The following is a 12252-nucleotide window of genomic DNA, read 5'->3' on the forward strand; positions in this document are numbered from 1 at the left end:
AACTCATGACCAATCCCTGTATTATCTGCGTGGCGATCACGGGCAGTTTGCCGACGAAAGCCAACAACCCCGCCGTTCCGATCACGGTATCAGAACAAGTGGAATCGACCCAGGAGGCCTTTGAGGCCGGGGCCACCATCGTGCACGCCCATGTGCGCAACGATGATCAATCCCCGTCTTCCGATCCGGAGAAGTTCGCCGCGCTGAAGGAGGGGATCGAGAAACACTGCCCCGGCATGATCATCCAGTTCTCGACCGGTGGCCGGTCGGGTGCCGGTCAGACGCGCGGCGGGATGTTGCCGCTGTCGCCCGACATGGCCTCCCTGTCCGTCGGATCGAACAACTTTCCGACCCGCGTTTACGAGAACCCGCCTGATCTGGTCGACTGGCTGGCCAGCGAAATGCTGAGCTATGACGTCAAACCGGAAATCGAAGCCTTTGACCTCAGCCATATCCTGAAAGCCAAGGATATGGCGGACAAGGGTCAGCTTGCGGGTACGCCTTACATCCAGTTCGTGATGGGCGTGAAAAACGCGATGCCGGTCGATCGGGACGTGTTCGACTATTACATCCACACCGTGAAACGCCTCTTCGGGGACGACGCCCCATGGTGCGCCGCGGGCATTGGTGCCAATCAGCTCAAACTGAATGAATGGGCCATCGCCGCGGGCGGTCATGCCCGCACCGGGCTGGAAGACAACGTGCGACTGGATCGCGACACGCTCGCTCCCAGCAACGCAGCCCTGGTGCGCCGGGCCGTTGAAATCTGCGACAGGAACGATCGCCCGGTGGCGAGTTGGCAAGAGGCGCGTCGCATTCTTGGACTGCGCCTTCCCGAGAATGCCTCGAAAGGACGCGCAGCATGAAAAAGGTGTACAATTCTGCCGCCGAGGCTCTTGATGGCCTTCTGCATGACGGGATGCTGGTCGCAGCCGGGGGCTTTGGCCTCTGTGGCATTCCGGAACTTCTGATCGACGCCATTGTGGCAAGCGGCGTGAAAGACCTGACCGTCGCTTCGAACAATGCGGGTGTCGATGACTTTGGTCTCGGCAAGTTGCTCGCCACCCGCCAGATCAAGAAGATGATGTCGTCCTACGTGGGCGAAAATGCCGAGTTCATGCGCCAGTATCTGAGCGGAGAACTGGAGCTGGAATTCAACCCCCAAGGCACGCTGGCCGAGCGCATGCGCGCCGGCGGCGCGGGTATCCCGGGTTTCTACACCCAGACCGGGGTTGGCACCCAGATTGCCGAGGGTAAGGAAGTCAAAGAATTCAACGGCAAAGAGTACATCCTCGAAGAGGGCATCTTTGCCGACCTTTCCATCGTCAAGGCGTGGAAAGCCGATGACACTGGCAACCTGATTTTCCGCAAGACCGCGCGCAACTTCAATCCGCCTGCGGCGATGTGCGGCAAGGTCTGCGTGGCCGAGGTCGAGGAGATCGTGCCGCGCGGCTCGATCGACCCGGATCACATCCATCTACCGGGAATCTACGTGCACCGTCTGATCCAGGGGAACCACGAGAAACGCATCGAACAGCGCACTGTTCGCAAGCGGGAGGAAGCATAATGCCCTGGGATCGCAATCAGATGGCGGCACGTGCCGCAGAGGAACTCGAAGACGGTATGTATGTGAACCTCGGGATCGGCATTCCGACTCTAGTTGCCAATTACGTGGGTGACAAGGACATCACCTTGCAGTCCGAAAACGGCATGCTTGGAATGGGCCCGTTCCCCTATGAGGGCGAAGAGGACCCCGACCTGATCAATGCCGGCAAGCAGACGATCACGGAGCTTGCGCGCACCAGCTATTTCGACAGTGCCACGTCTTTCGCGATGATCCGCGGCGGCAAGATCGCCGCGGCAGTCCTGGGTGCGATGGAAGTGTCTGAAAAGGGGGATCTTGCCAACTGGATGATCCCCGGCAAGCTGGTCAAGGGCATGGGCGGTGCGATGGACCTTGTCGCGGGTGTCGGCCGTGTCGTTGTTGTCATGGATCACACCAACAAGCACGGCGACAGCAAGGTACTGAAGGAATGCACCCTGCCGCTGACCGGCAAGGGCGTGGTCGACCGCATCATCACGAATCTTGGCGTGCTGGACGTGACCGAAAAAGGTCTTCACATCGTCGAATGCGCCGATGGCGTCACCCGCGAGGATATCATCAAGGCGACCGAGGCAACGATTGTCTGACGCGGCCGGATATCAAGGGCTGCGCCTGAGCGACATCTCCGGCTCCGCAATCGGGGCCGGTTTCCTTGCTGTCCTTGTGTCCTATGCAGGTCCTCTCCTGATCTATCTCAGCGCGGCTGAAGCCATGGGGGTTTCCAAGGACGGATTTTCGTCCTGGGTCTTCGCAATTTCCGTGGCAGCTGGCCTGTCAAGCATCGGGCTGAGCCTGTGGTTCCGGGTTCCGGTCGCGATGGCATGGTCGGCCCCTGGCACGGTCCTTCTGATCTCTCTCGGGACATCCCTGTCACCCGCCGAGATGGTCGGCGCCTACATCGCCGTGGCGGCGGTTCTGGTCCTCATCGGCGTTTCCGGCGTATTCGAACGCCTTGTACAACTCCTGCCGCCTTCGGTGACCAATGGGATGATGGCTGGCATCCTTTTCGGGTTCGGCCTGAAGGCCGCCGGAGGATTGGCAACCGACCCCGCCGCGATTGCGCTGCTGATCGTCGTCTTCGCCGTTTGCGCGACGGTCTTTCCCCGTTATTCCGTGTTGGTCCTGCTGGTCTCGGCGCTGTTGATCAGCGCCGTCTTCTACGATGCCTCGATTGGAACCGTGGGCGTGGCTTTCGCGTCCCTCGAAGTCAGCGGAGCGGTCTTTTCGGCGGGGGCCATGCTGAGCTTGGCATTGCCTTTGCTCCTCACAACACTGAGTGGCCAATACCTTCCGGGCATGGCGATCCTGAGGGCCAATGGCTTTCAGCTTTCGGCGAATCCGATCCTGATCGTTGGCGGTCTTGTCTCTGTCCTGGCCGCGCTGCTGGGCGGTGTCACAACCGCTCTGGCCTCGATCACGGCAGCCTTCTGTGCGGGATCAGACAGTCATGAAGACCCCGATCGCCGTTACGTCGCCGGCATCGCCTGTGGCGTCTTCTTCTGTCTTGGCGGCCTGTTCGCAGGAACCATCGTCGAAGTTCTGGTGCTTTTGCCGACTGCCCTGATTGCCCTTCTGGCTGGTCTCGCGCTCTTGCAACCCATCCTGAAATTCACCGGTGCGATGCTGGCGTCTGACGATGCTCAGGCCGGGCTGCTCACGTTTCTGTTCACGGCCTCAGGTGTATCCCTGTTCGGGATCGGGTCGGCGTTCTGGGGTGTGGTCATTGGGATCGCCGTCCACTTTCTGAGCAGGTCTGCGGCGTTGTTTTCGGGCGGCACAGACACCTGAGAATTTGCACATTCATCATATGACGGCTGGTGATGGAGAGGCGAACAGACGTCCTGCCAAACCGCCTGGACAAGGAAAAACCATGACGACCGATCTGAAAACAGAAGCGCTGAATTATCACTCGCGGGGGCCTGCCGGAAAGATGCAGACCCTGCCGACAAAGCCCATGACCACCCAGCACGATCTGGCACTGGCTTACAGTCCCGGTGTTGCCTTTCCATGTGAAGAGATCGCTGCCGACCCGAGTACTGCGGCTTTGTACACCGGTCGTTCACATACCGTTGCGGTGATCTCGAATGGCACTGCGGTCCTGGGTCTCGGCAATATCGGCGCGCTGGCGTCGAAGCCGGTGATGGAAGGCAAAGCAGCGCTTTTCAAGAAGTTTTCAGGTCTCGATTGCGTTGATCTTGAGGTCGATGAAACCGATCCGACCCAGTTCATCGAAGTCGTCGCGCGTCTGGAGCCGAGTTTTGGCGGCATCAACCTTGAGGATATCAAGGCCCCCGAATGCTTTGTCATCGAGAAGGCGCTGAAGGAACGCATGGGCATCCCCGTATTCCATGACGATCAGCACGGCACGGCCATCGTTACCGCAGCAGGGATCCTGAACGCCCTGATCCTGGTTGGAAAGAAGATTGAAGACGTGCGGATCGTGGCCAATGGGGCAGGTGCCGCTTCGCTGGCCTGTCTTGACCTGCTGGTCAGCTTCGGGGCGTCGAAGGACAACATCATCGTTTGCGACAGCAAGGGGCCAATCCACACAGATCGCGATAATCTCGATCAGTACAAGGGCGCCTATGCCGCCAGGACCAGCGCGCGTTCGCTGGCCGAGGCCATGGTTGCCAGCGACATCTTCCTTGGTCTGTCGGTTGCAGGTGCGGTCAGCAAGGAAATGGTTGCCAGCATGGCGGCCAAACCGATCATCTTCGCCATGGCCAACCCCGAGCCGGAGATACGCCCGGAATTGGTGCGGGAAGTGCGCGACGACGCCATCATTGCGACAGGGCGCAGCGATTACCCCAACCAGGTCAACAACGTCCTGTGCTTTCCCTTCATCTTCCGCGGCGCGCTTGACTGTGGCGCGACCGAGATCAACGAAGAGATGAAGCGGGCCTGTGCGCTGGGCATCGCCGAAATGACCCGCAAGGCAGCGCCACATACGGTCCTTGCAGCATATGGCATCGACAAGCTGAAATTCGGACCGGATTACATTATCCCCAAACCATTCGATCCACGCCTGATCATGGAGATCGCACCGCTGGTTGCCGAAGCGGCCGAAAAGAGTGGTGTGGCGACACGGCCAATCGAAGATCTGGGGGCTTACCGAGAGCAGCTGCGCCAACACGTCTTCCGGTCAGGTTTTCTGATGAAACCGGTGTTTGATCTGGCCATGCGCAACCCTGTGCGGGTTGCCTTTGCCGAAGGTGTCGAAGAACGGGTCTTGCATTGCGCAGATCAGGCCATTCGACAGGGCATCGCCAAACCCGTCCTCATCGGATCGGTGGAGCGGATCGAGGCAAAGATCAAAGACCTCGGGCTCGCCCTTGCAGTGGGTGAGGATATTGAGGTCGTGGACCCGCACAAGATGGACCGCACCACCTTGTCGGAAGATCTGCACAAGCGGATTGGAAGGAACGGGATAAGCCCTGTCGAAGCGGATCGCTGGGTCAGGAACGACCGGACCGTTCTGGCCAACTTGCTTCTCGCTCATGGCAAGGTGGATGCGGTCATTTGCGGAACCGGGGGGCGGTTCGGTCATCAACTCGACATGGTTGAACACATTATCGGTCGCAAGGAAGGCGTGCGCGCGCTCTCCACGCTGAATGCTTTGGTTATGCCCAAAGGCACGATTTTCATTGCCGATGCATATGCGAACCTCGACCCGACCGCAGAGGACGTTGCGGACATCGCGACGCTGTCGGCAGAAGCCGTGCGCAAGATGGGCATGACGCCACGTGTCGCGCTGGTTAGTCACGCAAATTTCGGCGATCGTCCAAGCCTGTCGTCGGCAAAGATGCGTCAGGCACTCGAATTGTTGCGCGCCCGCGCTGTCGAATTCGAAATTGATGGCGAGATGCACGTCGGAGCAGCGCTGGACCCCATGCAACGCAAGCGTGCCTACGCGCATTCGCCATTGACGGGTTCTGCCAACCTTCTCGTGATGCCCAATGCGGATGCGGCGCATATCGCATTGAACCTTCTGCGTGAAATGGGCGAAGGGGTATCTGTCGGACCGATTCTGATCGGTGCCGCACGGCCTGTCCACATTGCCTCGCAATCCGTCAGCGTGCGCGGGCTTTTGAACCTGACAGCCTTGGCTGCCGTCGATGCTGCGGGATCGCAGATGTAGCCTGACGCTGAGCCTCGAATTGCCGAGAGATCTATGCCGATGCAGCGCCTTGGCTGTCTATGGGTGCTCTTCAGGCGTGAGTATTCCGTTGAAAAAGGCAGACAGCGCGTCGAATGCATCCAATGGCAGGACATGCGCGACATACTGATCGGGACGCACGATGATCAGACAGCCGCTCGCTCGGTCGATCCCGCGCATGTCGTAGATGTCGTCGCCCAACTTGTGATCGACACAGAAGACTTTCTCGAAATCGCGCAACCCGTAGTGCCCCTTCGCGGGCCGCAGCAGCGAAGGCATCTTCTCGTAGCTCAGAGATTTGAAATCTTGTTGGAACACTGCGCGCAGGTCGAACAGGGCGTCGATATCTTCATCCTTGCGCGTGAACCTCTGAATGGGCGAGGCGGGGTCGCTTTCCAGCCAGCCGCACAGCCGTTCGATCGCGCCGCCCTTGGTGCCTACGTCGTCTTGTCCGGCAAAGGCATAGAGGCGCCAGCGTCCGTCTGCCTCGGCTACATGCCCGAGGTGCAGGGGTTTGACGTCCGACAGCCGCAGTACCGGGGCAGAGTGGAAGCGTTTTCCGAGGATCTGGCCCGCCGCAAGGCTTTGATGTGTCGAACCCGCGATGATGCGTGACGGATCGTATCGGACGGCAAGGCCACCGGTGAATTCGAGGTTCTCGATGAACTGTTTCTGAAAGCGCGGCATGTCGGTGCCGTCCAACTCGGATTCGCCCGGTGGTGCGCTCATGATGCGGGCCCATTTGTGATCGGTCTCGACCAGGCGCCTGGCCTCTTCCAGCCGTTCGGCGGAATAGCTGTGCAGCAGGCTCGCATCGGCGCGGCCCGTAAGGACATGGGCCAGTTTCCAGCCGAGGTTGAAGGTATCGCCCATGGAGACATTCATACCCTGACCCGCTTTGGGGCTGTGGGTGTGGCAGGCGTCCCCGGCGGTGAAAACCCTTGGATTGCGCGCGGTTGTCTCGCCCTCGGGCACGTCGTCGAACTTGTCGGTCAGGCGGTGGCCGATTTCGTAGATCGACCACCAGACCACCTCTTTCACGTCGATGGTGTAGGGGCGCATGATCCGGTTCGCCGCGGCGATGATATGATCGGAGGTCAGGTTCCGGTTCGCGACGCGTTCGTCGGGGTTGAGCTTGTCCAGCTCGACATACATCCGAAACAGGTAGCCGCCTTCGCGCGGGATGATCAGCACGTTACCTTCCTTGGCGGATTGGATCAGGCATTTGCGGCGCAGGTCCGGAAAATCCGAATTGGCGAGAATATCCATCACGCCCCACGCCTGATGCGCCGCGTCGCCATGCAGTTTGCCGCCAATCGCCTTGCGCACAGTGCTGCGGGCCCCGTCGCACCCAACGACATAATTCGCGCGCACGGTCATCGTGTCACCCGGACTGCCATCTGCCTGAACGCGTTCCAGTGTGACGGTTACGGGATGATCCGCTGTGCCTGTGTCGATTGCGAAGTCCACGACCCGCAGTCCATAGTGCGGCTCCAACCGGGTCGGGGAATTCTTCATCACGTCGAGGAAAAGCTGGTGAATGCGCGCCTGATTGACGATGGTGTGCGGCATCTCTGACTGATCGTCCGCCACGTCCTGCGCGATTCCGACACGCGTGATGTGATCGGTGTTCAAGGGATCGGGTTTCCAGAACGTGGTCTGGTTCACCCAGTAGGCCTCGCGCTTTACCTTGTCGGCAAATCCGAAGGCCTGGAACATCTCCATCGACCGCACATTCACGCCATCGGCCTGGCCTTTTTCCATGGGGCCATGCTTGGGCTCGACTATCATCGTCGTGATCTCGGGAAAGCCCGCCAGCTGCGCCGCAAGGCAAAGCCCGGCAGGCCCGCAGCCGGCAATCAGGACATCAACAGCTGCCGGGATAGCACCGCCATGTGGTTGCTCTCGACCTGGGGCAGGGGCCTTGACGTCCGGATCGCCGGGCCGGAACCCGTCCACATAGTACTGCATTGTTTTCTCCAGGATTCGTGCTGCGGTTTGCGTATAGTATTTACACTTACTATATCGCATGAAAAAGGTATGTATACATACCTTTCCAGGTATAATACAAAGTGACTGGAACCGAAAAACACACTCAGGATATCAGGTATGAACGTCTTTGGCATGGCTGGGCATTTGATCCGCCGATTGAACCAGTTGTCGACCCAAGTGTTCATGCACCGTATGCAAGCGGCAGGATACGACCTTACTCCGGTTCAGTTCGCGGCACTCGATGCCATCGGTGCGACCCCTGGACTGGATCAGGCAAGCGTTGCGGCAAGAATAGCGTATGACAAGGCGACAATCGGTGGCGTCATCGACCGGCTGGAACAAAAGGGCTTTGTCGAGCGGTCCGTCAGCAAAACGGATCGGCGTGCACGAGAGGTCAGGCTCACAAACGATGGGGCAAAGGCCTATGACGCGATATTGCCGATCGTAAAGGAGCTTCAGGCGGAAATACTTTCGGGTCTCGGACCGGAGGAGCAGGACCAGTTCATAAGGCTGGCCACCAAGGCGATCAGAGCTGCTGAAACATCTGCATAGCTGTCTAACGGTTGCCGATCTCCAAATGCACTGAATGCAACATTGAATCCAAGTGGTTCAGCAGCCGTATGGCGGCCCATAGGCGAAGCCGACCCGCAGTATTGGTCGATGTGACGCGACGGAAGACTGCGTCGAAGTCGTCACCGAAATGGAGGATCGGATCGACTCCCTAGCAACCTGAGGTGGGTAGGGCGATCCGTGTGCAATGCGATCTGCCAAAAGACTTTCGATTTCACAAATACTTAGCCCTGATCGGTATCCAGTGGCTTCGATGGGTCTGGCTTCTTGTGGTTCGCCCTCGATCCCGTCTTGCGCGCTGCGGCGAACCTGCGTTCCGTTGACATGAAGCGGTCGAGCATGGGGGCAACGAGGCGGGCGGGCTCAAGGTTCTGTCCGGTCTGTTGGCCGAGGACCGCCGCTTAGTCGCAGAGATCGCGGTGCACATCGACGGGGAGTTCGACGGCTGCTTGACCGGCTTGTCGTCATGGATCGGGCCAAGCTTCAGCTTTGTCATCTTACTTCTCCCAAAGGCTCGAGGATCAGGTCGCGCGTGACCATGACGCGGACGGGGAGGCGAAGCTCTTGGGCGATGTCTTCCTCGGTCTGTGGTGGCTCACGGCGCGCAGTTCCGTGCGGCCATCTGCGACTTCCATCGTCTTGATTTGCTCGGCCCGGTGGTTGGTCAGACCGTACTGCAGGTTGATCCCCGCCAGCGGCGCGGGCAGTTGCCGCAGATAGGCCGCGGGCGCGCCGACGAGGCTCGAGAGTTGGCCGAAGGACCAATGCGTCGGCGCGATCGGTTCATCCGCACCCGGCAGGACAGGGCCCAGGTTCTCCGGATCTTCGCGATTGGCCTCGACCCGGATCGCCGCGCTCTCCACCGTGCGCGTCCGGCTCCGCTCCGCTCGGCCTAATAGGGATGAAAAGAGATCGTCGAGCGACAGATACCGCTCGTCATCCGGCCGCGAGAACCATTCGGACGAAACGCGGTCCACGTTCGTGCCGCGCGACGCATCCACCTTGTAGCCGCCGCTGATATCACGCCCGAGGGTGGAGAATCCGGTCTTCTGACGCTAGGATCGGCGCGCATCGGAATGGTGGGCAATTTTCGAGCAAATACTGTATTCATTGCAATAAGGCCATCACTGGGGCTTCAAGCACTCGGGACCATGTTCCTTCGAAATGCCTATTGAACAAGCCGTACCCGGCGAACTTGAAAACGGTTCGGGTTTGCAGCGATTGCAACATGGCATTTTCTCCGAGTGAGGATTACGTCGCGGCCCTGCTCGGAGGGCTCCATTGGGACGACGAAAAACCGCTCTCACGTCTAGGCAACATATTGGAGAGCAATCGGAAGCTGCAAGACAGGCTTGATGGCGCGCTGGTTGTCGACAACAGCGGTCCAGAGGTTCGCGTTGCGCTTGAGCCAGACAAAAATGCACTGGAGATCGTTGCTAGAAAAAATGCCATCGGTCATCTTTGGCTCGCTACTGGAGTTGCCATGCCGCCCGTGACTGTCGTTACTTGTCCATTGGACAATCTCCCAACGGTAGCCCGGGAAATCCTGTTTGGTCAAACAAGTAGCTGGACCGTGGTGCAACCAGGTGCGTATCGCTTCAACATACTGGAGACCGAAGATTTCGATGGTAGGAAGTTTATTGTTCGCAGTGTGATCCATGAGGAGATTGGCACCGAGGTCACGTTCAATAGCCCCTAGGGATGCGGCGGTCGACGTCGAGATCGGTCCATTCGACGCGGCAGATCTCGTCGAGCCGCATGGCCGTGGCCACCGCGAACTTCACGATCCGCGTGATCGGCAAGGTCAGTCGTTCGTTATCATCAAAGCAACGGAAGAGGCGGTTCAACTCATCGATGGTGGGGCGCCGATCCCGCTCCGTGCCCTTGCCGATCAGCCCGAGACGCTTGAGCGCGACGCGCGCCAGACCGACGGGTTCCGGCGAGATGTCGAGCCCGTGCACGGCTGCAGCGTGGGGGATGATCATCTTGATCACGTCGATATCGATCCCGAGCGTGACCAGGCCCGTACCTTGCTTTGCGCATCTTGCCACAGTCGATCAGCTTTTGCCGGTCGAGGTGCCCGACCTTCTCCTTGCTGGGATCGCGCTTGGGCGTCGAGAGCGTGGCGGCCTTGGCTCACGACGCGGTGGTTTCCTTACCTCTCACATATCGGCTATAGACACCTCGATGAGGTCGCCAAAGGTCTGGAGGCGGGAGACGGACGACGCGTTCGGCGCCAGCCCTTGATCGACCCGGGTCTCCGCCTGGCGGGCGTGAGCGTGCGGCGTCGTTACGGCAAAGGCACGTCTCGCTCGTGTGAGCCGCCCTTTGGTCTGATCTGGACGCAGGTCAGGCACCGGAGGAGCTTGGTGATGGAGGCCATTTTCGTGTGCGCTGTGTGTGCAATGAGTCGTCGTAAAGGGGAAAATTCGGGGATATTGGGGCGTATTCCAGCGTAGCAGCATCCGCCGCCAACAGTTTGAAGATACACAAAAAATGCAAATAAATCAACACGCTAGATTGTCTACGGCCCCTATGATGGACTGGACGGACCGGCATTGCCGCTACCTGCACCGGCTGCTGAGCCGCGAGGTGTTGCTTTATACCGAGATGGTGACCGCGCCGGCCCTGGTGCGCGGGGGGGCGCTTCATCTGCTGGAGTACAGTCCTGAAGAACACCCGGTGGCCCTGCAACTGGGCGGCTCGGACCCCAAGGAACTGGCGCAGGCGGCGCGGCTGGGGGCCGAGGCGGGGTATGACGAGATCAATCTCAACTGCGGCTGTCCCTCGGATCGGGTGCAATCGGGGACATTTGGCGCGGTGCTGATGAAACATCCCGGGCTGGTGGCCGAATGTGTGTCGGCGATGCGCGCGGCGGTCGATGTCGAGGTGACGGTCAAATGCCGGATCGGGGTCGACGAGCAGGACCCCGAGACCGTGCTGCCCGACTTTCTGGAGCAGATCGCCGGGGCCGGGTGCCAGCGGGTCATCATCCATGCGCGCAAGGCCTGGTTGCAGGGGCTGAGCCCCAAGGAGAACCGGGATATTCCGCCGCTCGATTACGATCTGGTGCACCGGATGAAGGCGCGCTTTCCCGAGATGCATATCTCGATCAACGGCGGCATCGATACGCTTGCGGCGGCGCGGGCGCATCTGGATGCAGGGCTGGATGGGGTGATGATCGGGCGGGCGGCCTATCACCAGCCCGCCGATATCCTGTGCCAGGCCGATCCGCTGATCTATGGCACAGGCGAGGCCAGCGACCCGGTGACGGTGGCGCGTGACATGCTGCCCTATATCGAGGCGCATCTGGCCTCGGGCGGGCGGCTGCATCAGGTAACCCGGCACATGCTGGGCCTGTTTGCCGGACGTCCCGGTGCGCGCGGCTGGCGGCGGATGCTGTCCGAGGGCGCGGTGCGCCCGGGCGCCGGGCCGGAACTGGTCGAGGCGGCGCTGGAACAGGTCACCGGGTAAGCGCCGCGACCTTGGGAAAAGGGAGGATGCAATGATTGCCTATGTCACCGTTGGCGCCGATGACATCGCTGCCGCGAAACGGTTCTATTCGGCCTTCCTGCCGGCGCTGGGCTATGGTCTGAAAGAGGGGCCCGAGGGTCTCAGCTATGCGCTGCCGGTGGCGCCGGGACAGGTCCCTGTCTTTCCGGATTTCTACGTCAAACCCCCCTTTGACGGTGGTGCGGCCTCGGCGGGTAACGGGGCCATGGTCGCCTTTGAGGCGCGCAATCAGGCTCAGGTGCGGGCGCTGCATGCCGCGGCCCTTGCCGCTGGCGGTCGGGATGAAGGGCAACCGGGGTTTCGCCCCGATTACGGACCGCAATTCTATGTGAGCTATCTGCGCGATCCGCAGGGCAATAAGATCGCGCTGTTTTCCAGCAATCCGGCGGACCCCGGACGGGACGGGTAACGCCCGGAG

11 protein-coding genes and 2 pseudogenes are annotated in these 12252 nt (G+C 60.2%); 9 read left to right on the top strand and 4 right to left on the bottom strand.

Translation table 11 applies throughout. The features are described 5' to 3' along the window. Positions 1–5: 5 nt before the first annotated feature. The 5 genes from AC2FLM_RS20825 (at position 6) to AC2FLM_RS20845 (ending at position 5741) form a co-directional block, all read left to right on the top strand. Positions 6–866: a 3-oxoadipate:acetyl-CoA acetyltransferase gene (locus AC2FLM_RS20825; protein ID WP_234222108.1), complete on the top strand. Its 861-nt coding sequence runs from the start codon at positions 6–8 to the stop codon at positions 864–866. After that, positions 863–1567 (top strand): CoA transferase subunit A, encoded by a 705-nt coding sequence (locus AC2FLM_RS20830; RefSeq protein WP_496859815.1) that lies wholly within the window; start codon positions 863–865, stop codon positions 1565–1567. The genes AC2FLM_RS20825 and AC2FLM_RS20830 overlap by 4 nt, the downstream gene beginning before the upstream one ends. Next, complete coding sequence (locus AC2FLM_RS20835; protein ID WP_496859816.1) at positions 1567–2190, top strand: 3-oxoacid CoA-transferase subunit B; 624 nt, start codon at positions 1567–1569, stop codon at positions 2188–2190. Before AC2FLM_RS20830 ends, AC2FLM_RS20835 begins: the two co-directional genes overlap by 1 nt. Continuing rightward, positions 2138–3391, top strand: coding sequence for a benzoate/H(+) symporter BenE family transporter (locus AC2FLM_RS20840; RefSeq protein ID WP_496859817.1), 1254 nt, complete (start codon positions 2138–2140; stop codon positions 3389–3391). The genes AC2FLM_RS20835 and AC2FLM_RS20840 overlap by 53 nt, the downstream gene beginning before the upstream one ends. Before the next feature lie 82 nt (positions 3392–3473). Further along, positions 3474–5741 (top strand): NADP-dependent malic enzyme, encoded by a 2268-nt coding sequence (locus AC2FLM_RS20845; RefSeq protein ID WP_496859818.1) that lies wholly within the window; start codon positions 3474–3476, stop codon positions 5739–5741. A gap of 57 nt (positions 5742–5798) precedes the next feature. Here AC2FLM_RS20845 and AC2FLM_RS20850 read toward each other — a convergent pair whose 3' ends face one another. After that, positions 5799–7730 (bottom strand): FAD-binding monooxygenase, encoded by a 1932-nt coding sequence (locus AC2FLM_RS20850; protein WP_496859819.1) that lies wholly within the window; start codon positions 7728–7730, stop codon positions 5799–5801. Positions 7731–7868: 138 nt separating this feature from the next. Here AC2FLM_RS20850 and AC2FLM_RS20855 point away from each other — a divergent pair, with 138 nt between their 5' ends. Beyond that, the gene (locus tag AC2FLM_RS20855) at positions 7869–8303 is read left to right on the top strand and encodes a MarR family winged helix-turn-helix transcriptional regulator (RefSeq protein ID WP_496859820.1); all 435 of its coding nucleotides are present in this window, start codon (positions 7869–7871) and stop codon (positions 8301–8303) included. A 242-nt stretch (positions 8304–8545) separates the two neighbouring features. Here the strand turns inward: AC2FLM_RS20855 and AC2FLM_RS20860 are convergent. After that, positions 8546–8671: pseudogene (locus AC2FLM_RS20860) on the bottom strand (hypothetical protein); the annotation flags it as partial. A 243-nt stretch (positions 8672–8914) separates the two neighbouring features. Then, positions 8915–9340 (bottom strand): annotated as a pseudogene (locus tag AC2FLM_RS20865) (DUF932 domain-containing protein); the annotation flags it as partial. Between the two features lie 209 nt (positions 9341–9549). Between AC2FLM_RS20865 and AC2FLM_RS20870 the strand changes: the two are divergent. Beyond that, complete coding sequence (locus AC2FLM_RS20870) at positions 9550–10020, top strand: hypothetical protein (RefSeq protein ID WP_496859821.1); 471 nt, start codon at positions 9550–9552, stop codon at positions 10018–10020. On the opposite strand, the gene AC2FLM_RS20875 is transcribed toward AC2FLM_RS20870, so the two are convergent. Next, positions 10007–10315, bottom strand: coding sequence for a hypothetical protein (locus AC2FLM_RS20875; protein WP_496859822.1), 309 nt, complete (start codon positions 10313–10315; stop codon positions 10007–10009). The two genes, AC2FLM_RS20870 and AC2FLM_RS20875, sit on opposite strands and share 14 nt — an antisense overlap. A gap of 502 nt (positions 10316–10817) precedes the next feature. Between AC2FLM_RS20875 and dusA the strand changes: the two genes are divergently transcribed. Further along, a complete protein-coding gene (gene dusA / locus AC2FLM_RS20880; RefSeq protein WP_496859823.1) occupies positions 10818–11795 on the top strand; it encodes a tRNA dihydrouridine(20/20a) synthase DusA in 978 nt (325 codons plus the stop codon). 31 nt (positions 11796–11826) lie between these two features. Continuing rightward, positions 11827–12243: a VOC family protein gene (locus tag AC2FLM_RS20885; RefSeq protein ID WP_496859824.1), complete on the top strand. Its 417-nt coding sequence runs from the start codon at positions 11827–11829 to the stop codon at positions 12241–12243. Positions 12244–12252 lie beyond the last annotated feature (9 nt).

It is taken from the genome of Ruegeria sp. SAZD011 (assembly GCF_059612545.1).